At 72.4% G+C, this 25,171-nt stretch carries 24 protein-coding genes; 11 read left to right on the top strand and 13 right to left on the bottom strand.

Translation table 11 applies throughout. The annotated features are described in order from the left end of the window. Positions 1-91: 91 nt before the first annotated feature. A complete protein-coding gene (gene ilvA / locus QF032_RS24860; RefSeq protein WP_307057536.1) occupies positions 92-1,321 on the bottom strand; it encodes a threonine ammonia-lyase in 1,230 nt (409 codons plus the stop codon). Between the two features lie 163 nt (positions 1,322-1,484). Here ilvA and QF032_RS24855 point away from each other — a divergent pair, with 163 nt between their 5' ends. The 3 genes from QF032_RS24855 (at position 1,485) to QF032_RS24845 (ending at position 2,884) form a co-directional block, all read left to right on the top strand. After that, positions 1,485-1,994, top strand: a complete 510-nt coding sequence (locus QF032_RS24855) for a MarR family winged helix-turn-helix transcriptional regulator (protein WP_306949585.1) — start codon at positions 1,485-1,487, stop codon at positions 1,992-1,994. Positions 1,995-2,126: 132 nt separating this feature from the next. After that, positions 2,127-2,639 (top strand): sigma factor-like helix-turn-helix DNA-binding protein, encoded by a 513-nt coding sequence (locus QF032_RS24850; protein ID WP_307045493.1) that lies wholly within the window; start codon positions 2,127-2,129, stop codon positions 2,637-2,639. Next, the gene (locus tag QF032_RS24845) at positions 2,636-2,884 is read left to right on the top strand and encodes a hypothetical protein (protein WP_307045490.1); all 249 of its coding nucleotides are present in this window, start codon (positions 2,636-2,638) and stop codon (positions 2,882-2,884) included. The genes QF032_RS24850 and QF032_RS24845 overlap by 4 nt, the downstream gene beginning before the upstream one ends. Positions 2,885-2,901: 17 nt before the next feature. Here the strand turns inward: QF032_RS24845 and QF032_RS24840 are convergent, their stop codons facing one another. After that, a complete protein-coding gene (locus tag QF032_RS24840; RefSeq protein WP_307045488.1) occupies positions 2,902-4,056 on the bottom strand; it encodes a cystathionine gamma-synthase in 1,155 nt (384 codons plus the stop codon). Between the two features lie 202 nt (positions 4,057-4,258). On the opposite strand from QF032_RS24840, the gene QF032_RS24835 reads away from it, so the two are divergent. The 3 genes from QF032_RS24835 to QF032_RS24825 all read left to right on the top strand — a co-directional run bounded on the left by QF032_RS24835 (position 4,259) and on the right by QF032_RS24825 (position 7,492). Continuing rightward, positions 4,259-5,377, top strand: coding sequence for a hypothetical protein (locus tag QF032_RS24835; RefSeq protein WP_306949589.1), 1,119 nt, complete (start codon positions 4,259-4,261; stop codon positions 5,375-5,377). Between the two features lie 173 nt (positions 5,378-5,550). Then, positions 5,551-6,255: a DUF4389 domain-containing protein gene (locus QF032_RS24830; RefSeq protein WP_307045485.1), complete on the top strand. Its 705-nt coding sequence runs from the start codon at positions 5,551-5,553 to the stop codon at positions 6,253-6,255. 82 nt (positions 6,256-6,337) lie between these two features. Further along, a complete protein-coding gene (locus QF032_RS24825) occupies positions 6,338-7,492 on the top strand; it encodes a serine hydrolase domain-containing protein (RefSeq protein WP_307057534.1) in 1,155 nt (384 codons plus the stop codon). 175 nt (positions 7,493-7,667) lie between these two features. Here the strand turns inward: QF032_RS24825 and QF032_RS24820 are convergent, their stop codons facing one another. Beyond that, positions 7,668-8,708 (bottom strand): NAD(P)-dependent alcohol dehydrogenase, encoded by a 1,041-nt coding sequence (locus QF032_RS24820; RefSeq protein ID WP_307045481.1) that lies wholly within the window; start codon positions 8,706-8,708, stop codon positions 7,668-7,670. A gap of 173 nt (positions 8,709-8,881) precedes the next feature. Here QF032_RS24820 and QF032_RS24815 point away from each other — a divergent pair, with 173 nt between their 5' ends. Continuing rightward, positions 8,882-9,787, top strand: a complete 906-nt coding sequence (locus tag QF032_RS24815; protein ID WP_306949593.1) for a helix-turn-helix domain-containing protein — start codon at positions 8,882-8,884, stop codon at positions 9,785-9,787. A 99-nt stretch (positions 9,788-9,886) separates the two neighbouring features. On the opposite strand, the gene QF032_RS24810 is transcribed toward QF032_RS24815, so the two are convergent. The 5 genes from QF032_RS24810 to QF032_RS24790 all read right to left on the bottom strand — a co-directional run bounded on the left by QF032_RS24810 (position 9,887) and on the right by QF032_RS24790 (position 14,980). Then, positions 9,887-10,687, bottom strand: coding sequence for a group II truncated hemoglobin (locus QF032_RS24810; protein ID WP_307045476.1), 801 nt, complete (start codon positions 10,685-10,687; stop codon positions 9,887-9,889). A 132-nt stretch (positions 10,688-10,819) separates the two neighbouring features. Continuing rightward, positions 10,820-11,506, bottom strand: coding sequence for an ABC transporter ATP-binding protein (locus QF032_RS24805; protein WP_307057532.1), 687 nt, complete (start codon positions 11,504-11,506; stop codon positions 10,820-10,822). A 36-nt stretch (positions 11,507-11,542) separates the two neighbouring features. Then, on the bottom strand, positions 11,543-13,003 hold the full coding sequence (locus QF032_RS24800; RefSeq protein WP_307057530.1) for an ABC transporter permease: 1,461 nt from the start codon (positions 13,001-13,003) through the stop codon (positions 11,543-11,545). A 156-nt stretch (positions 13,004-13,159) separates the two neighbouring features. Next, positions 13,160-14,407 carry a L,D-transpeptidase gene (locus QF032_RS24795; protein WP_307057528.1) on the bottom strand — a complete coding sequence of 416 codons (1,248 nt, stop codon included), beginning with the start codon at positions 14,405-14,407 and terminating at the stop codon, positions 13,160-13,162. Between the two features lie 216 nt (positions 14,408-14,623). Beyond that, complete coding sequence (locus tag QF032_RS24790; RefSeq protein WP_307045469.1) at positions 14,624-14,980, bottom strand: hypothetical protein; 357 nt, start codon at positions 14,978-14,980, stop codon at positions 14,624-14,626. A 109-nt stretch (positions 14,981-15,089) separates the two neighbouring features. Between QF032_RS24790 and QF032_RS24785 the strand changes: the two genes are divergently transcribed. Both QF032_RS24785 and QF032_RS24780 read left to right on the top strand, forming a co-directional pair. Then, positions 15,090-15,500 (top strand): LPXTG cell wall anchor domain-containing protein, encoded by a 411-nt coding sequence (locus QF032_RS24785; RefSeq protein WP_307057526.1) that lies wholly within the window; start codon positions 15,090-15,092, stop codon positions 15,498-15,500. A gap of 42 nt (positions 15,501-15,542) precedes the next feature. Continuing rightward, positions 15,543-16,328 (top strand): hypothetical protein, encoded by a 786-nt coding sequence (locus QF032_RS24780; RefSeq protein WP_307057523.1) that lies wholly within the window; start codon positions 15,543-15,545, stop codon positions 16,326-16,328. A gap of 69 nt (positions 16,329-16,397) precedes the next feature. On the opposite strand, the gene hutH is transcribed toward QF032_RS24780, so the two are convergent. From hutH to QF032_RS24765, 3 genes are all read right to left on the bottom strand, one after another. Beyond that, a complete protein-coding gene (gene hutH, locus QF032_RS24775) occupies positions 16,398-17,936 on the bottom strand; it encodes a histidine ammonia-lyase (RefSeq protein ID WP_306955958.1) in 1,539 nt (512 codons plus the stop codon). 153 nt (positions 17,937-18,089) lie between these two features. Next, positions 18,090-19,241: a GGDEF domain-containing protein gene (locus QF032_RS24770; protein ID WP_307057521.1), complete on the bottom strand. Its 1,152-nt coding sequence runs from the start codon at positions 19,239-19,241 to the stop codon at positions 18,090-18,092. A gap of 121 nt (positions 19,242-19,362) precedes the next feature. After that, positions 19,363-20,166, bottom strand: a complete 804-nt coding sequence (locus QF032_RS24765) for an enoyl-CoA hydratase/isomerase family protein (protein ID WP_307060360.1) — start codon at positions 20,164-20,166, stop codon at positions 19,363-19,365. A 236-nt stretch (positions 20,167-20,402) separates the two neighbouring features. Between QF032_RS24765 and QF032_RS24760 the strand changes: the two genes are divergently transcribed. Continuing rightward, entirely contained in the window at positions 20,403-21,122 is a 720-nt protein-coding gene (locus tag QF032_RS24760) for a hypothetical protein (RefSeq protein ID WP_307057519.1), read from the top strand. A 107-nt stretch (positions 21,123-21,229) separates the two neighbouring features. Here the strand turns inward: QF032_RS24760 and QF032_RS24755 are convergent, their stop codons facing one another. Both QF032_RS24755 and QF032_RS24750 read right to left on the bottom strand, forming a co-directional pair. Further along, on the bottom strand, positions 21,230-22,381 hold the full coding sequence (locus QF032_RS24755; RefSeq protein ID WP_306949603.1) for an adenylate/guanylate cyclase domain-containing protein: 1,152 nt from the start codon (positions 22,379-22,381) through the stop codon (positions 21,230-21,232). A 191-nt stretch (positions 22,382-22,572) separates the two neighbouring features. Then, positions 22,573-23,442, bottom strand: coding sequence for a biotin--[acetyl-CoA-carboxylase] ligase (locus tag QF032_RS24750; protein ID WP_307045459.1), 870 nt, complete (start codon positions 23,440-23,442; stop codon positions 22,573-22,575). Between the two features lie 110 nt (positions 23,443-23,552). Here QF032_RS24750 and QF032_RS24745 point away from each other — a divergent pair, with 110 nt between their 5' ends. Continuing rightward, on the top strand, positions 23,553-25,166 hold the full coding sequence (locus QF032_RS24745) for an acyl-CoA carboxylase subunit beta (RefSeq protein ID WP_306949605.1): 1,614 nt from the start codon (positions 23,553-23,555) through the stop codon (positions 25,164-25,166). Positions 25,167-25,171 lie beyond the last annotated feature (5 nt).

The raw sequence follows: 25,171 nt of genomic DNA, 5'->3' as shown, positions 1-25,171 counted from the left end.
CCCGCCGCGGCCGCCCTCGGACGATCGCCACGGGCCCGGGAAGGCGACCGCCGCAGGCTCCCGAGCCGCCCGGGCGGTCCTTTCCGGCGCTTCAGTCGATGACGGTGTATCCGGCCTCGCGCAGAGCTCGGCCGACCTCGGAGCAGTGCGCCGGCCCCTTCGTCTCCAGGTGCACCTCGACCTCCGCCTCGGTCAGCCCGAGCCGCGGATCGGTCCGCACATGGCCCACGTCGAGCACATTGGCGTCGACGGCCGACAACGCCCCGAGCATCGCGGCGAGGGCGCCCGGCCGGTCCGTCAGCCGCAGACGAACAGCCAGGTAGCGGCCCTGCGCCGCCATGCCGTGCCGCAGCACCCGCTCCATCAGCACGGGGTCGACGTTGCCGCCGGACAGCACCGCGACGACCGGCCCCTCGAAGGCGTCCGGCTCACTCAGCAACGCGGCCACCGGACTCGCCCCGGCCGGCTCGACCACCAGCTTGGCCCGCTCCAGACACAGCAGCAACGCGGCGGACAGCTCGCCCTCCGACACCGTGCGCACCTCGTCCACCAGGTCGCCGACGATGCCGAACGGCACGTCACCGGGCCGGCCGACCCTGATGCCGTCGGCCATCGTCGTGGGGTTGTCGATCGACACCGGCCGTCCGGCCGCCAGCGAGGCCGGGTACGCCGCCGCGCCCGCCGCCTGCACGCCGACGATCCGCACGTCCGGCCGCAGCGCCTTCACCGCGACCGCGATGCCCGCCGCCAGCCCCCCGCCGCCGATCCCCACGACGATCGTGCGCACCTGCGGGCACTGCTCCAGGATCTCCAGGCCGACCGTGCCCTGCCCGGCGATGACGTCGGGGTGGTCGAAGGGGTGGATGAACACCGCGCCCGTCGCGGCCGCGTACTCCTGCGCCGCCGCCAGCGTCTCGTCGACCACCTGACCGTGCAACCGCACCTCCGCGCCGTACTCCCGGGTCGCGCTGATCTTCGGCAGCGGCGCACCCCGGGGCATGAACACCGTGGACCGCACGCCCAGCAGTGTCGACGCCAGCGCCACGCCCTGCGCGTGATTGCCCGCGCTCGCCGCGACGACCCCGGCGGCCCGCTCCTCGGGCAGCAGCCCGGCGATCCGGACGTAGGCGCCGCGCAGCTTGAACGAGCCCGTCCGCTGGAGGTTCTCGCACTTGAGGTGCACCGGTGCCCCGACGAGCTGGGACAGGTGCCTGCTGCCCTCCATCGCGGTCGTCCGGGCCACGCCGGACAGCATCTTCCGCGCGCCGCGCACGTCGTCGAGGGTGACGGCGCGCAAGGAGTCAGCCGGGCTGTAGCTCATGACACCAGCATCGCAGTTCACAGGCGGGAACGACCGCTGTGACCAACCTCCGAGACCGGTTTCCGCAGCGCCGGTACGACCCGCCTTCCAGCCGCGTACTCTGTCCCCCATTCCAGCAGCCCCTTCATGAAGTGAGCCCCCGGCCATGCCCACAACACCTGAAATGTCGATGGACATGACGACCGTCGGTGACACCGGTCTTCTCGACACGCTGCAGCACGAGGTCGCGGTGTTCGCGCGCCGGGCCGAACAGACCCGGCTCGGCGGCGTCGGACAGGTGCGCAACTCCATGGACCGCGCCGCATACCTGCTGCTCAACCGTCTCGACAACGAAGGTCCGATGGGCGTCAAGGCGCTCGCCGCGAGCATGGGGATCGACTCCTCGACGGTCACCCGGCAGGTGGCGCCGCTCGTCGACACCGGCCTGGTCAAGCGGACCTCGCACCCGGAGGACGGGCGGGCCGTGGTGCTCCAGCTGTCCCCGCGCGGGGCCTCGCGCCTCGAGGAAGTGCGGTCCTCCCGACGGCAGTTGATGGCCGAACTGACGGACGACTGGGCGCCGGAGGAGCGCGAGGCGTTCTGCGCGCTCCTCACACGCTTCAACACCGCGCTGTCCTCCCGGATGGCCTCCGCGGGCGTCCCGGGCGCGGAGCAGTCGCCGGCCGCCTCCTGACCCCCGCCGCACGCGCGCGGGGACGACTTTCCGGCGAGCGTGCGCGGCTCTTGACCGGCGCCCTGCCCCTGGCCTCAGATGAGACCGGGGCAGATGGCCGTCCAGGGGACGCCGTCAGGCGGGAGGCTCGGTGTGCGAGAGAGGCGTACGACCCAGGAACACCGCAGGAACCGGGAGTTCGAGGCGTTCGTCGCCGGAGCGGGCGGGCGGCTGCTGCACACCGCCACGCTGCTCACCGCGGAGGCCCCGGACGACAACCCGCGCGCGCGTCGTCTGCTGACCCTGGCTCTCGCGCACACGTACGCGTGCTGGGACCGGCTGCGCGGTGAGGACCCCTACGACCACGCCCGTGAGCACCTCGCGGCCCGCTTCGCGCACGGCGCCTGGCACCGGTACGGCACGCTGCCCTTCGGCCGTGTCCGCCCGCGTCCGGCCGTCGGCGCTCTGGCCCGCCTCACCCCGCGGCAGCGCCTCGTCCTCGTCCTGAGGCTGTACGAGGGCGTCGCCGAGGAACAGGTGGGAGCGCTGCTGGGGCTGCCCGAGGACCGGGTCCGCGCGGTCTGTGAACGGGCGACGACGACGCTGCTGCACCCACCGCGCGATCCCGCCCCCGCGGTGCGCCGGGCCAAGGCGGCGGCGTCGTGAACCGGGCCGCCCGGGAGGCCGCCGTCCGGCAGATGATGGAGCGGACGCCGCCGGCCCTGCCGGCGGAGCTCTACCCGGACGTCGTACGCCGGGGCAGCCGGCTGCTGCGCCGGCGGACGCTGGCCCTGCGGCTGCTGTGGCTGCTCCTGTGCGCGGCGACCGTGGCGTTCCTCGTCTGGGCGGCGGTCGTCGAGCCGTGGGTGGAGCCGCCGTCGCAGACGACCCCACCGCTCACCGACTGGTGACGACCCGCACGGGACGACTATCCGAGGGCCTGCTGCAGGTCCTCGAGGAGGTCGTCGACGTTCTCGATGCCGACGGAGAGCCGGACGAGGTCGCCGGGCACCTCGAGGGCGGAGCCGACCACGGACGCGTGCGTCATCCGGCCCGGGTGCTCGATGAGGGACTCGACGCCGCCCAGCGACTCGCCGAGGGTGAACACCTCTGCGCGGTTGCAGACCTCGACGGCCGCCTCCTCGCCGCCGGCGACCCGGAAGGAGACCATGCCGCCGAAGGCCCGCATCTGCTTGGCCGCGACCTCGTGACCGGGGTGCTCCGGCAGGCCCGGGTACAGCACGCTCGTCACGCGCGCGTGGCGGGTCAGCATGTCGGCGATCCTGGTGGCGTTCTCGCTGTGCCGGTCCATGCGCACCGACAGCGTCTTCGTGCCGCGCAGCACCAGCCAGGAGTCGAAGGGGCCGGCCACCGCGCCCATCGCGTTCTGGTGGTACGCCAGTTCCTCGCCGAGCTCCGCGTCGTCGGTGATCAGCGCGCCGCCGACGACGTCCGAGTGGCCGCCCATGTACTTGGTCAGGGAGTGCACGACGACGTCCGCGCCGAGCGACAGCGGCTGCTGCAGGTACGGCGTGGCGAAGGTGTTGTCGACGACGAGACGGGCGCCGGCCTCACGGGCGACCTGGGCCACCGCGGCGATGTCGGTGATGCCGAGCAGCGGGTTGGAGGGGGTCTCCACCCACACGGCCTTGGTCTTCGGCGTGATGGCGGCCCGGACGGCGGCGGCGTCGCCGGTGTCGGCGACGGACCATTCCACGCCCCAGCGGGCGACGACCTTGGCGAACAGCCGGAACGTGCCGCCGTAGGCGTCGTTGGGGATGACCACGTGGTCGCCGGGGCTGAGCAGCGTACGCAACAGGCAGTCCTCGGCCGCCAGTCCGGAAGCGAACGCGAGGCCCCGGCGGCCGCCTTCGAGGGCGGCGAGGTTCTCCTCGAGGGCGGTCCTGGTCGGGTTGGCGCTGCGGCTGTACTCGTAGCCGCCGCGCAGACCGCCGACGCCGTCCTGCTTGTAGGTCGAGACCTGGTAGATCGGCGGGACGACCGCGCCGGTGAGGGGGTCCGCGGTGTTGCCCGCGTGGATCGCGAGGGTCTCGAAGTGCTGACTGATGTGCCTGTCGCTCATGGGCCCCGAGCGTAGTCCGCTCGCGGGCCCGGTGCCGTACAGCGGCCGCGACCGAGGCTCGGCTGCGCCGTCACCGAACCCCGGCCGCCCGGCCGCCGGGGACAGCGGGCCACCGGTCCGGGGCACCGGTCGGCAGGGACGTTTCTCCACAGGCATGGGGGCGGGTTGGCCAATTGTCGGCGCGGTCTGGTTCGCTTGTGGCATGGAGATTCTGTGGGTCCTGACGGCCGTCATCATGATCGGCTTCGTGCTGCAGGCGCTGCTGCGGCGCAGGCGCGGCCTGGTCGGGCTGGTCCCGGCAGATCATCCGGACGCCGCGGACCCGGCGACGTACGGCTTCATGGCCACGGAGGAGCTGGACATCCGGATGCCCGGACCCGACCAGGACCTGCTGAACGTGCTGGACGTGGTGCAGCGCACACAGGACTACCGGGCCGCGCAGCAGCTGCTGGCCGGCACCGAGACGGAGGGCGAGTTGCGCTGGCAGCGCGTCCAGGCCTTCGCGGGCGCGGCGGCGCTGGAGCTGCAGCAGCGGCCGGGCGGGGTCTCCGAGGCGCCGGGCGGGCAGTGGCTGCGGGTGTGGCGCACGGAGGCGCCGAAGGACCCGGGCGGGGCGGCGGTGCACGCCGAGTTCCTGGTCCAGCAGGCATGGCGCACGTCGACGCCGGGCACCGACGACTTCCGGATCATCATGGAGGAGGCGAAGGACACCTGCGGGCAGGCGGCGCTGCTGGCCCCCGGTGACCCGATCCCGTACATCGTCGAGTTGTCGGTGGCCCGCGGCATGAAGTACTCGCAGGCCGAGTTCGAGCAGCTCTGGCTGAAGATCCTGGACCGCGCCCCGGCGCACATGGGGGCGCATCTCGCGGCCCTGCACTACTGGTGCGAGAAGTGGCACGGTTCGCGCGAGCTGGCGTACGACTTCGCGGAGGCCGCGGCGGCGAGAGCCCCGCGGGGTTCCCTGCTCGCGGCGATGCCCCTCTTCGCGGTCTTCGAGCACCTTCCCGAGGTCAACCTGGTCAGGAGCTTCTACCAGAGCGAGGTCGTGACGAAGGCGGTGCACGGCGCGCTGTTCGCGGTGCACGCGGCCCGGCCCGACGACCCGATGCTGGCGCATGTCCGCCATCTGCTGATCTTCTTCCTGGTCCGCTCCGAGCGCTGGTCGGAGGCGATGAGCCAGCTGGTCCACGTGGACGGCCACGTCGGCGCCCTCCCCTGGACGCTCTCCCCGGACCCGGCGGCCGAGTTCGCGGTCTACCGAGCGCTGGCGGTGGCGGGCTACGAGGCGAACGGCGGCAGCCCGGCGACCATGCCGCACTGACCGTCGCCGGGACACCCCTGAGTGGGTGGTCGTCGGATCGGCCCGGTCGCAGCCTGTCTGTTCCTGTGCGAGCCTGAATTCATGATCAGGAAACCGTCTTTCCGCCCGCCCGTCCGGGTGGGGACGAGGACGGTGGTCGCCGCGGCGGGGGCGCTCGAGAGGAGCTGATCGACATGAATCCGGTCGCCGGGTCACCCGTACGGCTCGAGGCGTTCCTCGACCCCCGGCTGTCCAGATGGCTGTGGCTGGTGAAGTGGCTTCTCGCCGTCCCGCACTACATCGTGCTGTTCTTCCTGTGGATCGCGTTCTTCTTCGTGACCGTCGTGGCGTTCTTCGCCATCCTGTTCACCGGCCGGTATCCGCGGTCGCTCTTCGACTTCAACGTGGGCGTCCTGCGCTGGAACTGGCGTGTCGGCTACTACGCCCACACCGCGCTCGGCACCGACCGGTATCCGCCGTTCACCCTAGCCGACGTGGCCGACTACCCGGCGCACCTCGACGTCGCCTACCCCGAACGCCTGTCCCGTGGCCTGGTCCTGGTGAAGTGGTGGCTGCTGGTGATCCCGCAGTACATCGTCGTGGGGATGTTCGTCGGCGACTGGGGATGGGGCTGGGGCGACTCCGACCGCCCGCACGGCGGCGGTCTGGTCTACTTCCTGTCGCTGGTCGCCGTGATCATCCTGGCCTTCACCGGCCGTTACCCGGTCCACCTCTTCGACCTCCTGATCGGGCTGGCCCGCTGGGTCGCGCGGGTGGCCGCCTACGCGGCGCTGATGACCGACGTGTATCCGCCGTTCCGCCTCGACATGGGCCCCCAGGAGACCCCTCCCCCGCTGACGAAGTCCCCGGCTGGCGGCGCGGGCGGCACCGGGCCGTGACGTCCGACCGGCGCGGCGGGCCTGGCCGGCCGGGCGGTATTTCGGTTGCCCGGGGCGGTTCGGCGGGGGCTGAATGGCAGGCATGGCTGACCTTCAGGGCTCGTACGACGATCTGTTCACCGCGGTGCCCACCGCCTTGGCCGCACTCCTGGACGAGGGCGACGCGGGCGGCTCGGTGGCCGTCTTCGTGGACGGTGAGCCGGTGGTGGACGTCTGGGGCGGATACGCCGACGCGGCTCGCGAGGTGCCGTGGCAGCGGGACACCCTCGTCAACGTCTACTCCGTCACGAAGACCATGACGGCGCTGTGCGCGCTGGTGCTGGCCGACCGCGGCGAGCTCGACCTGGACGCGCCGGTCGCCCGCTACTGGCCGGAGTTCGCCGCGGCGGGCAAGGAGTCGGTGCTCGTACGGCATGTGCTCGCGCACACGGCGGGGCTGCCGGACTGGGTCGGCCCCCTCGACGAGCTCTACGACTGGCCGGCCGCGACGGCCCGACTGGCCGCGCAGGCTCCGCAGTGGGAGCCGGGCAGCGCGGCCGGGTACCACTCGCTCACCCAGGGGTTCCTGGTGGGCGAGGTCGTACGCCGGATCACCGGCCGGATGCCGGGCGACTTCTTCGCCGACGAGATCGCCGGCCCGCTGGGCGCGGACTTCCACATCGGGCTGCCGGCCGAACACGACCACCGGGTGGCCCTGACGGTGCCGCCGCCGTCCCGGGACGAGGACTACACGGCGGGCGCGGCCGCCGGCGACGCGGCGACGGACGCCCCGGGGTCGGCGGCCGACCCGGACGCGGCGCCGACTCCCGCTCCGACCGCGTTCCGGGTGCGCGACGGCAACAGCGTGGCCTGGCGCCGGGCGCAGATCCCGGCGGCCGGCGGTTTCGGCAACGCCCGTTCGGTCGCCCTCGTCCAGTCGGCGATGGCGTGCGGGGGCTCGGTCCGCGGGGTGCGCCTGCTGTCGCGGGCCGGCCGTGACCGTGCGTGGGAGGAGCAGTTCAGCGGCGCGGACCGCAGGCTCGGCATGCCGATCAGCTGGGGCCTGGGGTACGGGCGGTTCGGCGGCACGTACGGGTGGGGCGGCTGGGGCGGCTCGACCGTCATGATCGAACCCGAGGCCCGCATGGTGGTCGCCTACGTGACGCAGCAGATGCGCGAACCCGCGCAGGACACCCGGGGACTCGACCTCCTGATGGCCGCCTACGACGGACTCCAGGGACTCCGGACCGGCGGCTGAGGCAGCACGCCCCGGCTCGCCCCACCGCCCCGGCCCGACCGCCCCGAGCCGCGGCTTCCCCGGCGGCCCCGGGATGGGAAGGGGCCCCCGGCGGACTGCGCCGGGGGCCCCTTTTTCTGAAATCCTCGAGCGGCGTACGCCCTCGAGGCGGCCGCGCGGGCCGTCCCGAAGACCGTCAGATCGTCGAGGCGTCGATGACGAAGCGGTAGCGGACGTCGCTGGCGAGCACCCGCTCGTACGCCTCGTTGATCTCGGCGGCGCTGATCAGCTCGATCTCGGCGCCGAAGCCGTGCTCGGCGCAGAAGTCCAGCATCTCCTGGGTCTCCTGGATGCCGCCGATGCCGGAGCCGGCGAGGGTCTTGCGGCCGCCGATCACCGAGAACAGGTTGAGCGCGACCGGCTCCTCGGGCGCGCCGACGTTCACGAAGGCGCCGTCCGTCCGCAGCAGGGACAGGTAGGCGTCCAGGTTCAGCGGGGCGGAGACCGTGGAGAGGATGAGGTCGAACGTGCCGCGCAGGTCCTCGAAGGTCTTCTCGTCGCTGGTGGCGTAGTAGTGGTCGGCGCCCAGCTTCAGACCGTCGTCCTTCTTGCGCAGCGACTGCGACAGGACGGTCACCTCGGCGCCGAGCGCGTGTGCGATCTTCACGCCCATGTGGCCGAGGCCGCCCATGCCGACGATCGCGACCTTCTTGCCCGGACCGGCGTTCCAGTGCCTGAGCGGGGAGTACGTGGTGATGCCCGCGCAGAGCAGCGGTGCGGCCTCGTCGAGCTTGAGTCCGTCGGGGATGCGCAGGACGTAGTTCTCGTCGACGACGATCTTCTGCGAGTAGCCGCCGTAGGTGGGCTCGCCGTCCTTGCCGACGGCGTTGTACGTGCCGACGCCGCCTCCGGTGCAGTACTGCTCGAGGCCGGCCTTGCAGTTGTCGCACTCCCGGCAGGAGTCGACGAGGCAGCCGACGCCCACGCGGTCGCCGACGGCGAACTTCGTGACGCCGGGACCCACCTCGGAGACGACTCCCGCGATCTCGTGGCCGGGCACCATCGGGAAGATGGCCTCGCCCCAGCCCTCCCTGGCCTGGTGGATGTCGGAGTGGCAGATGCCGGCGAACTCGATGTCGATCAGGACGTCGAACTCGCGCACCGGGCGGCGTTCGATCGTCGTGCGCTCCAGCGGAGCCTTGGCGGCGGATGCGGCGTACGCGGCAACGGTGGTCATGCCGGGGGTTCTCCTAGCGAGGGGGTTCGTCCCGGCCTGCCTTCGGACCGGGCACGCCGTACAGGTTCCCCCATTCCCCCGCGTTCACCCAGGTCACGCTTCTGCGTACGACTGCCGTGCCTACCACTGGCGGGGTCAGGCTGGTGGGCGTACGACCGGGAATACTGGACGGCATGGACGATCGCCCCGAAGCCCCCGGCGCCTCCCTGGACCGGCGTGCCGAGCTCAGTGAGTTCCTGCGCACCCGGCGGGCCCGGCTGAAGCCGGAGGACGTGGGACTGCCGGACTTCGGACGGCACCGCAGGGTGCCCGGGCTGCGGCGCGAGGAGCTGGCGCAGTTGGCCGGGGTCTCGGTGGCGTACTACACGCGTCTGGAGCAGGGCAACGGCCGCAACGTGTCGGCGGAGGTGCTGGACGCGATCGCCCGCGCCCTGCGGCTGACGGACGCCGAGCACGCGCACCTCACCCACCTCGCGAAGCCGAAGCACAAGAAGAAGCAGAGCGGGCCGCCCCAGCAGGTCCGGTCCGCGCTGCGCCAGCTGCTGGACACGATGGACTCGGTGCCGGCGTATCTGGTCGGGCGGCGCGCGGAGATCCTGTGCTGGAACCGGATGGCCGCGGCGGTCTTCGGCGACTGGGCGGAGCTGCCGGTGGCGGAGCGCAACTGGGCGCGGCTCGTCTTCCTGCGCCCCGACTACCAGGACCTGTTCGTGGACTGGGAGCAGAAGGCGATCGACATCGTCTGCGCGCTGCGGATGGACGCGGGCTGCTATCCGGACGACCCGCGGCTCTCCGCGCTGGTGGGCGAACTGTCGGTGAAGAGCGAGGCCTTCCGGCGGTTGTGGGCGACCCACGACGTCAAGGAGAAGAGCCACGGCGTGAAGCGGCTGCGGCATCCGCTGGTCGGCGAGCTCAGCCTGAACTTCGAGGGGTTCAGGCCGGCCGGTGACGGCGAGCAGACCTTGGTGACGTACCACGCGGAGCCCGGGTCGGCGTCGGCGGAGGCGCTGCGGCTGCTGGCGAGCTGGGGCGCCGACGCGCGGAAGGCGGGGGCCGGCTCACAGACGCCGTCCGCCTGACCGCCTCCGCCCCGAACGCCCGCCCCCGGGCGCCGAGCCTTCGGACGCCCGCCCCGGGCCGTCGCCTCCCGGCGCGGAGCCGCCGACCGCCGGCCGTGCTCAGCCCCGGTACGGCGGGGCCGCCCCCCATCCCCACTTCGGCGCCGGCTGCTCGGCCGGCGGCTTGGCGTCCGGTCCGGAGAAGTGGACGGCGAGCCGCGTGCCCCACTCCACATAGGCGAGGAACGCGGACCGGAACTCGGCGTCGGTCGGCAGACCGGCCTCGTCGGCGGCGTCCTGGATCAGGTTGACCCACCGGCGGCGCTGGGGCTCGGTGATGTCGCGGCCGAAGTGCTTGGCGACCATGTGACCGTGGCCGCCCTGGGTCGCCGAGTAGGTATCGGGCCCGCCGAAGACCTCCGCGAGCCAGAGCGCGACGTGTTCGGCGTGCTCCGGGGCGAGGCCGGCGAAGACGGGGGCGAGGAGGTCGTCCTGGAGCACCTTGGCGTAGAACACCTCGGTGAGCCGGGTGAAGGCCTCCGCTCCGCCGGCCCACTCGTACAGCGTGGGCACGGCGGAGCCGGAGCCGTGCACCGAGGTGGCCTTGTAGTGGCGCATCTCGTCGATGTGCCCGACATAGGGGCGGATCTCGGCGAGGAAGGCGGGGAACAGGTCCGAGGTCCTGAAGCCCTCCAGATGGTCCTCGGTCGACGTCCAGGTGATGCGCAGGACGAAGTGCTCGAAGTCCTCCTCGCAGCGGGCGAGTTCGTAGTCGACGCAGTGCGGGGAGGCCGCGAGTTGTCGGGCGCCCCGGGTGTAGGCGGCGAGGAACTCCGCCGACCGCTCCTGCGGGATGCGGTAGCGGATGTACTCGACCGTGGTGGGGCCGGTGGATGGGGTGGCTGTCTCGGCTGCGGTCATGGGGACACGCAAGCACGAACCGCCCGCCGGAGGCTGCTCTTCCGGCGGGCGTTCGCTCAGCGCTCAGCGTGCTCGGTGTTCGGCGTGCTCGGTGTTCGGCGTGCTCGGTGTCAGCGCGGGGGGCGACGCGTGTCAGGCGGAGGTCGCGTTCTCCTTCACCGAGATCCGGCCCTTGCGGATCGTCGCGACGCGCGGCGCCCTCTTCGCGATGGCGGAGTCGTGGGTGACCATGATGAAGGTCAGTCCGTGCTCCTCCCACAGGGTGTGCAGGACGTCCATGATCTCGTCCCGCGTCCCCTCGTCGAGGTTGCCGGTCGGTTCGTCGGCGAGGAGCACCTTCGGCTGCTTGACGAGCGCGCGGGCGATGGCGACGCGCTGCTGCTGACCGCCCGACATCTCGGACGGCAGATGCCCGAGGCGTTCGCCGAGGCCCACCGACTTCAGCGCCTCGGCGGCCCGTTCGCGGCGCTCCCCGCCCTTCACGCCGAGCGGGACGAGGGCCGTCTCGACGTTCTCCCGCGCGTTGAGCGTGGGGATCAGGTTGAAGGACTGGAAGACGAAGCCGATGTTCTCGCTGCGCACCTTCGTCAGCCGGGCCTCGGAGAGTTTGGCCAGGTCGACGCCGTCGAAGACGATCTCGCCCTCGCTGGGCCGGTCGAGCGCGCCGATCATCTGCAGCAAGGTCGACTTGCCGCCGCCCGTGGGCCCCTGGATGACGAGCCGGTCGCCGTCGGGGACCGTCAGGTCGACGCCGTCGAGGGCGTGGACGGTCTCCCGGCCCCGGGTGTAGCGCTTGGTGACGCCGCTGAGTTCGTACATGGGGACAACAACTCCTGGAGCTGGTGGGTGGGTTGGCTATTCGACGCGGCGCAGCGCGTCCGCCGGGCGCAGCCGAGAGGCGCGCCAGCCGCCGAACGCGCCCGCGATCAGGCCGCCGGCCACGGCCAGCGCCACCGCGACGGCCACCGTCGTGACGCTCACCGGAGCCGTCAGCGCGACGTCGAGGGTCCTGGCCGCCGCCCGGCGGCCGAAGCCGCCACCGCCGGGGCCGCCCTGGCCGCCGCCGACGCCGGCGCCCAGCTGGGCCTGGAGGGTGGGGCTGATCGCGGTCACGGCGTAGGCGCCTGCCAGGCCGAGCGCGATGCCGAGGGCGCCGCCCAGCAGTCCGTTGACCACGGCCTCGCCGACGACCTGCCGGGTGACCCGGCCGGACTTCCAGCCCAGCGCCTTCAGGGTGCCGAACTCGCGCACGCGGCGGGAGACGGCCGAGGAGGTGAGCAGTCCGGCGACCAGGAAGGCGGCGATCAGGACCGCGATCGACAGCCACTTGCCGACGTCGGCGGCGAGCGAGGAGGCCGTGGAGAGGGAGCCGGAGACGGTGTCCGCGAGGTCGGCGGAGGTCGTCACCGTCGTCCCCGAGACGTTCTTCTGAATGGTCGACTTGACGCTGCCGATCTTCTGCGAGTCGGTCGCCTTGACGTAGATCGTCGTGACCTTGCTCTTCGCGTCGGCGAGGGTCTGAGCCTGGGCCAGCGGGATGTAGACGTTGGCGGCGGCGTCGCCGCTGTCGGCCGTGGCGATGCCGATGACGGAGAACGTGACGCCGCTGATGGTGAGCGTGGAGCCGACCTTGAGCGACTTCTCCTTGGCGTACGCCGAGTCCACGACGGCGACCTTGCCGTCGGTCTCGGAGGTCTTGAAGGTGCGGCCGCTGCTGATCGTGGAGGAGGTCAGCGGCCCGAGTTCGGGTTCGGTGACGTCGGCGCCGTAGACGGAGTAGTTGTCGACGTCGAAGTCCGCGCCGCCGCCCTGTACTTCCCCCTGCGGCCGGGCGCTGCCTCCGGCCTCCCCGCGCTGCCGGCCGCCACCGCCGCTGCCGCCGCTCTCGCCCTGCCGGAACTGGCCACGGGTGAACTGCCCGTTGATCTTGATGACCCGGAGGCTCAGCCCGCCGGCCGCGTCGGCGACCCCGCTCTGCTCGCCGACCGTGGCGACCGTCGCCGCCGACAGGGTCTCAAAGCCCTGGACCATGACGCGGTCGGTGCTCTGCTCCGCGTCGGAGTCGTTGTCCTGCGCGTCGAACCGGAAGCGCGGGCGGTCCGAGGAGCTCGCGGTGGGCGCGGCGGCCTTGGTGACCGTCATGTCCGTGCCCAGGCCGTACAGGGACTGCAGGACCTTGTCCTGGGCCTTCCCCATACCGGCGGACACGGAGGTGACCACGATGACCAGCGCGATGCCGAGCGCGAGGCCGGAGGCGACGACGAGTGCCGCTTTTCTGCGGCGGCGCAGTTCGCGCCTCAGGTAGGTGAAGAACATGGCCGCAAGCTAGGCACGGCGCGTGATGGTGGCATAAGGCCGATATAAGAGAACGATGAGAAGGCTGTGCCGGACCTCGGAAACGCCGATGCCGCCCCTGGGGGCGGCATCGGGAGTTCTGTGGATCGGCACAGACCGGGGGTCGGGTCGGACGGCTCAGGCGGCCGAACCGGCCTTCCACTGCTCCCAGTCCATGTTCCAGCCGTTGAGGCCGTTGTCCGGGGCCACGGTCTTGTCGCCGGTGTTCTTGACCACCACGACGTCGCCGACGATCGAGTTGGTGAAGAACCAGTAGCCGGCCGTGCCGGTGTCGTTGGCGCCCTTGGTGTCGGACAGGCCCACACAGCCGTGGCTGGTGTTCACCGAGCCGAAGATGGACTTCGCGCCCCAGTAGTTGCCGTGCACGAAGGTGCCGGAGTTGGTGAGACGGATGGCGTGCGGCACGTCCTTGATGTCGTACTCGCCCTTGCCGTCGTCGTCGGTGAAGCCCACGGTCGCGCCGTTCATGCGCGTCTCCTTGAACTTCTCCGACATCACCATCTGGCCCTCGTACGTCTTGTTGTCGGGCGAGCCGGCCGAGATCGGGATGGTCTTGATGACCGTGCCGTTGTGCGTGATCTTCATCTGCTTGGTCTTGGCGTCGACGTAGGAGACCTGGTTGCGGCCGACCTTGAAGGTGATCGTCTTCTGCTGGACGCCGATGACGCCCTTGGCGCCCTCCACACCGTCGAGCGCGAGCTTCAGCGTGACGGTGGAGTTCTCCTTCCAGTAGTCCTTGGGACGGCAGTCCATCCGCTGGGTGGAGAACCAGTGACAGGCGACCTCCTGACCGCTGGTGGAGGTGACCGTGACGCCCTTCTGGACGGCCGCCTTGTCGGTGATCTGCTTGTTGAAGGTGATCGACACGGGCATGCCCACGCCGACGGTCGAGCCGTCCTCGGGCGTGAAGTTGCCTATGAAGCTGTTGGCCGGGGAGACCGTGGTGAACGAGGCGTTCTCGTGCGCCACGAGGCCGTTGGAGTCCTTGGCCTCGGCCGCCACCTTGTAGGTGGTGGAGCGCTCGAGCTGCGCGTCCGGCTTCCAGCTGGTCTTGTCCGCGGAGAGCGCGCCCTTGACGGCTGCGCCCTCTGCGGTGGTCATCGTCACTGCGGTGAGGGTGCCCTTGCTCACCGTGACGGCGGCGGAGTTGTTGATGGAGGCGTTGTCCGAACCGTCCGCCGGCGTGATCTTGATCTGGGCCTCGGAGGACTTCTTCGCGGCCGCCTCGTCGGCTTTGGCCTGCGAGGAGCTGCCTCCGCCGTCGGAGGCGCCGTCGCCGCCGCCGGAACACGCGGAAAGCACCAGAACACCGCCGAGCAGTGCGGACGCCGTCATCAGACCTCGGCGCCGCCTACTGTCCGTCATCACACGCTTCTCCATCGTCGCCGATTGCCTGAACCCCGAGAGTCCCCGTCAAGAACATCAACGCTACGACCGGTTCGTCCCGTTCCCCCTGCACAGCAGGTGTGGGGCACGCCACGTTCGCGGCGCGCAAGGTGCGGGTGTCGGTTCGTGCGCCTGCTGAGACGACGAAACCCCGGCCGGCGGTTGCCGTCCGGGGTCACGAGTTTCCCGGAACGCTCAACCGATGCGGCCTTCTTCGCCGTCCGCCCCGTCATCCTCGTCGAGATCGTCCTCGTCGAGGTCCCACTCCGTCGAATCCGGGTCGTGGTCGGCCCGTTCACTGGACCAGGAGGCCTGCTGGAGCTCCACCCCGGGCACCTCTCCGAGCAGGTCGAAGGGGTCGACGAGGTAGGCGAGGGCCTCCGCGGTGTCTTCCGTCACAGCCGCCTCGGCGTGCGCGCGCTCGTCGTCCGGGACCTCCGGGTCGTCGGCGAGCCGCCGCAGCGCCGCCGTGGTCACGGCGTCCTCGTCGTGCACCTCGAGGAGAACGTCCACCCGAACCCGTACAAAACGTGATGTCTTCTCATCGCTCATGGCCGGAGCGTACGGCTCTCGGCTCCCGCAACTTTCCCACGACCCGCGACTTTCATTAGCATCGGGGGACACGGCCAATTCGCCAGCACCACAAGGGGATCGATATTCCGTGTCATCCGCTCGACGTCCGTTGCTGACCGCCACCGCCGCGGGGACCCTGCTGGGCGCCCTGTGGTTCGTCCCGTCCGCCAACGCGTCCCAGGACGCCCCGGTCAGAACGGTCACGACGACACAGGTCACGACCCAGGCGCGGGCCGCGTCGACGACCACGACCGGGGCGGTGACGCGGGCCGCCGACCGGACGACGGACCGCGACGCCACGCGGACCCTCTCCGACGGCGAGGCCGAAACCGAGGCCCGAACCGGGGCCGAGGCCGGAGCCGGGGCCGACGACGGCGTCCGGCTCGCCGACACCGGAAGCTTCGACACCACCCCCTATGTGATCGGCGGGACGACCCTGCTCGCACTGGGAGCGGGATTCGTGGTTTATTCCATTCGCCGGGAACGTCTGGGTTTTTGATTTGACTTGACTCTCCCTTGACAGCTTCTTCATAGTTCGCTCATGAAGAGATCATCGGGGGCCCGGCTGTGCGCCACGGCCGCAATCGGCGCACTGTCGCTCTCCCTCCTCACCGCCTGTTCGGACGAGGGGTCGAAGGACACCGCGGACCCCAAGACGTCCGCCTCCTCGTCCGCCGCCGCCTCCTCGGATCCGGCCGCGAAGGCGCTCACCAAGGCCGAGCTCGAGAAGCTGCTGCTCGCGCAGGGTGAACTCAAGGGCTACAAGGTCGACTCGGGGGACGACACCCTGCCGGCCTCCAAGAGCGTGGTGAAGACCGACAAGCCGGCCTGCGACCCGCTCGCGTGGGCCACGGCCGCGCTGGCCCCGGGCGACACGGACGCGAGCGTCGGCAACACGGTCGCCGAGGACAAGACGTCCGCCGCCACGGCCAAGCCGACCGACCTCGCGGACGCCTTCGACATCGACATGACGTTCGTCGGTCTCTCCTCGTACGCGGGCGACGGCGCCGAGAAGGCGATGAAGGCCGTCTCCGACGGTGTGGCGGCCTGCGCCGGCGGGTTCGGCCTGACGGCCGACAGCGAGAAGACGAAGATCACCAAGATCGCCGCGGCGAAGGGGTCCGGCAAGGGCGACGAGACGGTGGCGTTCACCGAGGAAGTCGACATGGACGGTCAGGGCAAGGCCACCGCCCACGCCGAGGTGGTGCGCAAGGGCAACACCGTCGCCACGTTCTACACGGTGAACTTCGCCGCGATGGCCAAGGGCGGCGACCTGGGCACCGTTCCGGCGGCCGTGATCGACGCGCAGGTCGCGAAGCTCAAGTAACTCCGCTTCGCCTGAGCGAACTTCGGGGCCCCGCCGCACCTCCCTCCGTGCGGCGGGGCCCCGCTCGTGTCACCTGAGCGGTCCGGTGACCGTCTCCACCGCCGCGACGAGCCCACCGGCGCGCACGAAGGCGTCCGCCGCCGCGAGGTCGGGGGCGAGGAACCGGTCCGGACCGGGCCCCTGCACGCCGGCCTCGCGTACCGCCGCGATGACCGCGCGCGTCGCCGGCGCCGGGGTCAGCCCCTCGCGCAGCTCCACACCGCGCGTGGCGGCGTACAGCTCGACGGCGATCACGCGGGTGAGGTTGTCGACGGCGGTGCGCAGCTTGCGGGCCGCGGACCAGCCCATCGACACGTGGTCCTCCTGCATCGCGGAGGACGGGATCGAGTCGGCGGACGCCGGCACGGCCAGCCGCTTCAGCTCGCTGACCAGCGCGGCCTGCGTGTACTGGGCGATCATCAGCCCGGAGTCGACGCCGGCGTCGTCCGCGAGGAACGGCGGGAGGCCGTGGCTGCGGTTCTTGTCCAGCAGCCGGTCGGTGCGCCGCTCGGCGATGGAGGCGAGGTCGGCCACGGCGATGGCGAGGAAGTCCAGGACGTAGGCCACCGGCGCGCCGTGGAAGTTGCCGTTGGACTCCACCCTGCCGTCGGGCAGCACCACCGGGTTGTCGACGGCCGAGGCCAGCTCGCGCTCGGCGACGAGACGGGCGTGCGCCATGGTGTCGCGGCCGGCGCCGGCGACCTGCGGGGCGCAGCGCACCGAGTAGGCGTCCTGGACGCGCGGGGCGTCGTCCTGGTGGTGGCCGGTGAGTTCCGAACCCGCCAGCACCGCCAGCATGTTGGCGGCCGAGGCGCCCTGCCCCGGGTGCGGGCGGATGGCGTGCAGCTCGGGGGCGAGCACCTTGTCGGTGCCCAACAGGGCCTCCAGCGACAACGCTGCCGTGACGTCGGCGGACTTGTAGAGCATGTCGAGGTCGGCGAGGGCCATCACCAGCATGCCGAGCATGCCGTCGGTGCCGTTGAGGAGCGCCAGGCCCTCCTTCTCGCGCAGCTCGACCGGGGCGATGCCGTGCTCGGCGAGCAGTTCGCCGGCGGGGCGTACGACGCCGTCCGGGCCCTCCGCGTCACCCTCGCCCATGAGGGTGAGGGCGCAGTGCGAGAGCGGGGCCAGGTCGCCGGAGCAGCCGAGGGAGCCGTACTCGTGCACGACCGGCGTGATGCCGGCGTTGAGGATGTCGGCCATGGTCTGCGCGACCTCGGGCCGGACGCCGGTGTGCCCGGAGCAGACCGTCTTCAGCCGCAGGAACATCAGCGCCCGGACGACCTCGCGCTCCACCCGCGGGCCCATGCCGGCGGCGTGCGAGCGGACGATGTTGCGCTGCAGCTGAGCGCGCAGCTCCGGGCTGATGTGCCGGGTGGCGAGGGCGCCGAAACCGGTGGAGACGCCGTAGACGGGCTCGGGCTTGGCCGCCAGCGCGTCCACGATGCCGCGGGCCGCGGCGAGGGCCGCCACCGCCTCCGCGGAGAGCTCGATCCTGGCGCCGTCGCGCGCCACGGCGACCACGTCGGACGCGGTCACGCCGGACGTCCCCACCACCACAGTGTGCATATCCATATTCAGGAGCGTACGCAGTGAAGACGAAGATGTCACCAGTGGGGGCGGGGTTCGCCCCTTACCGATGCGTCACGTCGCCCGCCGCGGGTCACGTCACCCCCGCGCCGCCTCACCTCGCCGCCCACGGATCACGTCGCCGCCCGCGTCTCAGGGCCGCCCGCGGAACCGGCGCCGCTCGGCGGAGGTCCGCTCGCGCGGCGGCTCCGGCTCGTCGGCCAGCCGCACCACGGGGTCGTCGGGGCCCTGCCGTCCGGCGACCACCGGCCGGGCGGCCCGCACGGCCTTGGCGCGGTACTGGGCGGCGTCCGCCAGCCGGAACAGCCGGCGGGCCGAGGACACCGGTCCGATCGGGTCCGCGGTCGAGGCGACCCCGCAGGCCACGCCCTCGCCGAGCTCCAGCTCTCCGGCCCGCCGACAGAGGTCGTCGGCGACCTTGACGACGTCGTCGGCGGGCGGTCCGACGGCCAGCAGGCAGAACTCGTCCCCGCCGAGGCGGGCGGCCAGCGCGCCCGGCAGCATCGCCCCGCACAGCGACAGCACCGAACCGAACCGCTCCAGCAGCCGGTCGCCGACGGCGTGCCCGCGGGTGTCGTTGACCCGCTTCAGCCCGTTGAGGTCGCACACCACGAGAGAGACCGCCACCCCCTCCGCGCGATGCCGCTCCACCGCCTCCTCCAGCCGTACGTCGACGGCGCGACGGTTGGCCAGGCCGGTGAGGGCGTCGGTGAAGGCGAGGCGGTGGGCCTCCTCCAGCCGCTCGGTCTGGGCGAGCCCGGCGGCGACGACGGCGGCGAGGACGGTGGCGAAATCGGCGTCGTCGCGGTCGAAGACCCGGGTGCCGGCGGAGCGGGCGACGTACAGCTCGCCCCAGGCCCGGCCGTGCAGCACGATCGGCGCGACCACGCAGGAACCCCGGCCCCGGCGGCGCAGGGCCGCGACGCGCTGATGGCAGTAGCCGGGACGGCCGGCGGCGAGGCCCTGGGCGGTCTCCACCCAGGCGTTGGGCTCGCCGCCCGCCGCCCAGCGCTCGTGCAGGAACTCGGTGATCTCGGGGAACTGGTGCACCGGGTAGGCCTCCGCCTCCGGGAACTCGGCCTCGTCGGCGGCCCGGTCCCCCACGTTCACCAGGACCCGCAGCCGCCCGAGGTCGCGTTCCCACACCGAGAGCGCGGCGAAGCTTCCCGTCAGCGCCCGGCCGGCTCCCAGCGCGGCCGCCCGCCAGGACTCGCGGGGGGTGCGCGCCGCCGCCATGCCCTGCGCGAGCGCCACCACGGCCGCCAGGCGCGTGTCCTCACCCATCGCCCTCACCCCCACTGCCCTCGCCCATGACATCAGGCTAGGGATATTTGGGTGAAAAAGAGACACGAAGGGGGCACTTGGAGTGACAGCGCCGGGAGCGGCGTGGGCCGCCCCGGGAGTCTCACTCGCCGGGCCACTGCGGCCTGCGCTTCTCGTTGAACGCGGCGACCCCCTCCGCCCGGTCCCCGGAGAACGCCACCGACCGCCACGCCGCGTCCTCGACCTCGAGCCCGGCCCGCAGGTCCAGCCCCTGCCCGAGCCGCAGCGCCCGCTTCGCCGCCCGCAGCCCCACCGGCGAGTTGCCGGCGATCCGCGCGGCCATCGCCAGCGCCTCCTCCCGGTCCCGCCCCTCCTCCGCCAGCACGTCCACCAGACCCAGCTCGCGCGCCTCGGCCGCCTCCACGCGCCGCGCGGTGAAGATCAGCTCGGCCGCCCTGGCCGCGCCCACCCGGCGGGGCAGCAGCTGTGTGCCGCCGCCGCCCGGGATCACGCCCACCGACACCTCGGGCAGGCCCACCACCGCCGTGCGGTCGGCCACGATCACGTCGCACGCCAGAGCCAGCTCGAACCCACCGCCCAGGGCGAAGCCGTGGACGGCCGCGATCGTGGGCGCCGGCAGCTCCAGCACGCCGGTGTACGCGCCGCGGGCGAGGGGCCGCTGCCGCACCAGTTCGGCGTCGCTGAAGGAGTTGCGCTCCTTGAGGTCGGCGCCGACGCAGAACGCCCGCTCGTGCGTCGAGGTCACCACGACCGCCCGCACCTCGCGGTCCTCGCCCAGCGCCGCGCACGCCGCCGCGATCGACCGGGCCATCTCGGTGGAGACCGCGTTCATGGCCTTCGGCCGGTCGAGGACCAGCTCCGCGACATGGCCGCCCTCCCCGTGCCGCCGCACCAGCACGAACTCCCCGAAGCGCTCCTCGCCCACGCGCTCCCCGCCCACGACACCGCTCACGACAGCCCTCCGGTTAACGATGGTTAACTCACAGGGTCCGATCATCCCAGTCGCCGGCCGCGAGCGAAAGACCGGCCCCCTCCGTACCGGTGCCCCGGCCACCCGTACGAGTGACATCCTGCCCAACTCCGCGCACACCGCCCTCGCCGGCGCATAACGTGCCTCCGCCCCGGCGCATCGAGGGCGCTACCGCATCGGGGAGGAACGTGATGGCCGCCACGCTGATCGGGCTGGACGAGACGACACGGCAGGACGTGGCCGCGGAGGCCGACCCGCCCTGGATCCCGCGCGCCCGGGGCCGGCACCGCCGGCCGCGCCCCCGCAAGGTGCTGTTCGCCGTGGGCGGCCTCGCGCTGGCGGCGGGCGTGCTGAGTCTTCTGCGGCCCACCCCCGACGCGGGCGGCGCCGGCGCCGTCGGCACCGCGGAGGCGGAGCCCCAGCCCGACCTGGTCACGAGCGCGGACGACGACACCGGCGACGACGCCGGTGACGAGGCCGGCGAAGGCGCCGACAAGGCGGCGGACCCCAGCGGGGGCGACCGTACGGCCGCCGCCGGCCGGGACTCCGCCGCCGGACCGGCCGCCGTCACGCCCGCCCCCACCGCGCCCACCGCCATGGGCGGCGCGAGCCCCGGCCCGGGCCGCGCGGCGGCCGGCCTCCTGCCGGGCGCGCCCGGAGCTCCGACGTCCGTCGCCCTGACCCCCGGCGCCACCTACGTCCCGGCCCCCCGCGCGGCGACGCCCGCGCCCACCCCGACCCCCGCCGCCGAACCCCCGTCCTCGGCGCCCCGGCCGGCCCCGGCCACCGCCACCCCGGCGCCCCGGCCGCCGAAGCCGCCGAAGGCCGAAGAGCCCCGGCAGCCGGGTCTCTGCGTCCCGATCATCGGCCTCTGCGTGGACCCCCTGAGCGCCCCGGCGTCACAGCGCTAGCCGCAGGCCGGGACAGCCACGCACCGGGCCCGCCGCAGGCCGTCAGCCGCGTCCCGGCGCAGGCGTCCGTCAGCGCGTCCGGAAAAGGCGTCCGTCAGCGGTGCGGGTCAGATGTCGGTGTCGTTGCGGCGGGTGAGCAGCCAGGGTTCGACCACGCCCAGGCCGCGTACCGGGCGCTGCCACATCGGCTGCAGGGCGAAGCGGTACTTCGAGGGCTCCTCGCCCTCCTTCTCCGCGGCGGCCGCCTCCTCCGCGGCCTCGGCCTCCGAGGAGGGGGCGTCGCCGGTGCGGATCAGCTCCTCGGCGAAGGCACTGTCGACCAGGACGGCGTCGCGGGGAGCTATCGACGTCAGCCGCGAGGCCAGGTTGACCGTCGTGCCGAAGACGTCGCCCATCCGGGTGGTGACCGTGCCGAACGCCATCCCGACGCGCAGTTCCGGCATCGTCTCGTCGTTGCTCATCGTCTCGACCAGCAGCAGCGCGATCTCGGCGGCCGTGCCCGCGTCGTCGGCCGCGTAGAGCACCTCGTCGCCGAGGGTCTTGATCAGACGCCCCCCTCGGGCGGCCACCAGATCGGCGGAGGTGGTCTCGAAGGCCTCGACGAGCTCGCCGAGTTCCTCCTCCTCCATCCGGCGGGTCAGCCGGGTGAAGCCCACGAGGTCGGCGAAGCAGACGGCGAGCCGGCGGTCCACCATCTCCTCGTCGTCGGCGGCCTGCACGACCCGGCCGGCCGAGGCGGCGAGCTGGCGGCGCCAGACGTAGACGAGGAACTCCTCCAGTTCGGGCAGCAGCAGCTCGACGATCGGGTAGGTGACCTCGGTGCGGGTCATGCCCGGCTCGGGCGGCTCGGTCAGGCCCTCCAGGAACGAGTCGATCTGCCACTCCGCCAGACGAGCGGTGGTCTGACCCGTGGACCGCGCCACCTGTACGGCCATCGCCTCGCTCAGCAGCCCGGCCTCGACGAGACCGGCCAGCCGCCGCAGGGCCAGCACGTCGGCCTCGGTGAGCGCCTTGGCCTGTCCGATGTCGGCGAAGCCCATCGCCCGCCAGAAGCGCGATGCCAGCTCCATGGAGACGCCCGCGCTGCGGGCGGCCTGGAAGGGGGTGTAGCGGCGCTCGGCGCCGAGGATGAGCTGTTCGAGGCGCAGCGCCAGAGGGTGCGGGTCCTCACCGGGGTCGCCCGGCTCACCGGGGTCGGCGGCCGGCAGGTTGCCCCGGCCGTCCTCGCCCGCGCCGGAGCCCGTGTCGTCGACGGTCACGCCTGCTGCCCTTCCGATCTTCCGCGGTCAGGTTTCGACCGGCCTCAACTCTACGGCAGGTGTGCGCCAGCTCACTCCGTTCGGTTCGGCAGGGGCCGGGGCCCCGTTCGGGTCCGGTCGCCCCCCGAACTCCCCCGGGGAGGCCGCCGGACGGGCTCGGGCACCATGCCCGGCCCACGTTTCGTCGTGCGTCACGCCGGTCGCAAGTGGACGATGTCGCCCGCTCCCACCGGTTCCTGCACCCCTTTCTCGGTGGCGATGACGAGGCGGCCGTCCCCGTCGACCGCGACCGCCTCGCCGACCAGCGACCGGTCGCCGGGCAACTCGGCCCGAACCGTCCGTCCCAGGGTCGCGCATCCGGCCGCGTACGTCTCCTGCAGGCCGCTCGTCACCGGGTCGCCGCCGGCGGCGCGCCAGCGTCCGTACCACTCCTCCAGCGACCGCAGGACGGCCCGCAGCAGCGGGTCCCGGTCCGTGGTGACCGCGCCGGCCAGCGCCAGGGACCCCGCCTGCGGCACCGGCAGCTCCTCCGCGCGCAGGGTGATGTTGAGGCCCACGCCGACGACCACCGCGTCCGTGCCGGCCCGTTCCGCGAGGATGCCGCCGGCCTTGCGTTCCTCGCCGCCGACGGTCACCAGCAGGTCGTTGGGCCATTTGAGTGCCGTGTCGACGCCCGCCGCCCGGGACAGCCCCGTCGCCACCGCGACGCCGGTGAGCAGGGGCAGCCAGCCCCAACGGGCCACCGGCACCTCACTCGGCGAGAGGAGGACGGAGAAGAACAGTCCGGAGCGCGGGGGCGCCGTCCACCGGCGGTCCAGCCGGCCCCGGCCCGAGGTCTGCTCCTCGGCCACCAGGATCGCGCCCTCACGCGCCCTGCCCTCGCCCGCGGCCGTCACCAGGTCGGAGTTGGTGGAGCCGGTGCGCTGCACCACGTCCACCCCGGACCACAGGCCGCCCTCCCGTACCAGCGCCCGGCGCAGGGCCGCGCCGTTGAGGGGCGGGCGGTCGAGGTCGGACCACCGGCCGTCGCCGCCCGCCTCTGATGCATCTCGCGGTGTCATGCAAGCCACCCTAGGTGTGTTGAACACCGCACTGCCGATCCGTAGGGGCACCACTACGCTACGGATGAGTAACCGTCCCCCCTTTTGAGCAGGCAGGGAGCCGCATCCCGATGTCCGAGCCGGAAGAGCGCCACGAGATCCCAGGGATCGACATCCACACCACCGCGGGCAAGCTCGCGGATCTCCAGCGGCGCATCGAGGAAGCGACGCACGCCGGTTCGGCACGCGCCGTCGAGAAGCAGCACGCCAAGGGCAAGCTGACGGCACGTGAGCGGATCGAGCTGCTGCTCGACGAGGGTTCCTTCGTCGAGTTGGACGAGTTCGCCCGGCACCGCTCCACCAACTTCGGTCTGGAGAACAACCGCCCGTACGGGGACGGCGTCGTCACCGGGTACGGCACGGTGGACGGCCGTCCGGTCGCCGTGTTCTCGCAGGACTTCACCGTCTTCGGCGGGGCGCTGGGCGAGGTCTACGGCCAGAAGATCGTCAAGGTCATGGACTTCGCGCTGAAGACCGGCTGCCCGGTCATCGGCATCAACGACTCCGGCGGCGCCCGTATCCAGGAGGGCGTGGCCTCGCTGGGCGCGTACGGCGAGATCTTCCGCCGCAACACCCACGCGTCCGGGGTGATCCCGCAGATCTCCCTGGTCGTCGGCCCGTGCGCGGGAGGAGCCGTCTACTCCCCCGCGATCACCGACTTCACGGTGATGGTCGACCAGACCTCGCACATGTTCATCACCGGCCCGGACGTCATCAAGACGGTCACCGGCGAGGACGTCGGCTTCGAGGAGCTGGGCGGCGCGCGCACCCACAACTCCGTCTCGGGCGTGGCGCACCACATGGCCGGCGACGAGAAGGACGCCATCGAGTACGTCAAGCAGCTGCTGTCGTACCTGCCGTCCAACAACCTGTCCGAGGCGCCGGTGTTCGCGGAGGAGGCGGACCTGTCCGTCACCGACGAGGACCTCGAGCTGGACACGATCGTGCCGGACAGCGCGAACCAGCCGTACGACATGCACACGGTGATCGAGCACGTGCTGGACGACGCCGAGTTCTTCGAGACGCAGGCGCTGTTCGCGCCGAACATCCTCACCGGGTTCGGCCGGGTCGAGGGCCACCCGGTGGGCATCGTCGCCAACCAGCCCATGCAGTTCGCGGGCTGTCTGGACATCACGGCCTCCGAGAAGGCGGCCCGGTTCGTGCGCACGTGCGACGCGTTCAACGTCCCGGTCATCACGTTCGTGGACGTGCCCGGCTTCCTGCCCGGCGTCGGCCAGGAGCACGACGGCATCATCCGCCGCGGCGCGAAGCTGATCTACGCGTACGCGGAGGCCACCGTCCCGCTGATCACCGTCATCACCCGCAAGGCCTTCGGCGGCGCGTACGACGTGATGGGCTCCAAGCACCTGGGCGCCGACCTCAACCTGGCCTGGCCGACCGCGCAGATCGCCGTCATGGGCGCCCAGGGCGCGGTCAACATCCTGCACCGCCGCACGATCGCGGAGGCGCAGGCGGGCGGCGAGGACCTCGAGGCGGTGCGCGCCCGGCTGATCCGGGAGTACGAGGACACCCTCCTCAACCCGTACATCGCGGCCGAGCGCGGCTACGTCGACTCGGTGATCATGCCGTCCGACACCCGCCGGCACATCGTGCGCGGACTGCGTCAGCTGCGCACCAAGCGGGAATCCCTGCCCCCGAAGAAGCACGGCAACATCCCCCTCTAAGGAGC

This window comes from Streptomyces achromogenes, assembly GCF_030816715.1.
GTDB lineage: Bacteria > Actinomycetota > Actinomycetes > Streptomycetales > Streptomycetaceae > Streptomyces > Streptomyces achromogenes_A.
Note: the sequence above shows the minus strand (reverse complement) of the source record. Positions and strands in the feature narration are given on the sequence as shown.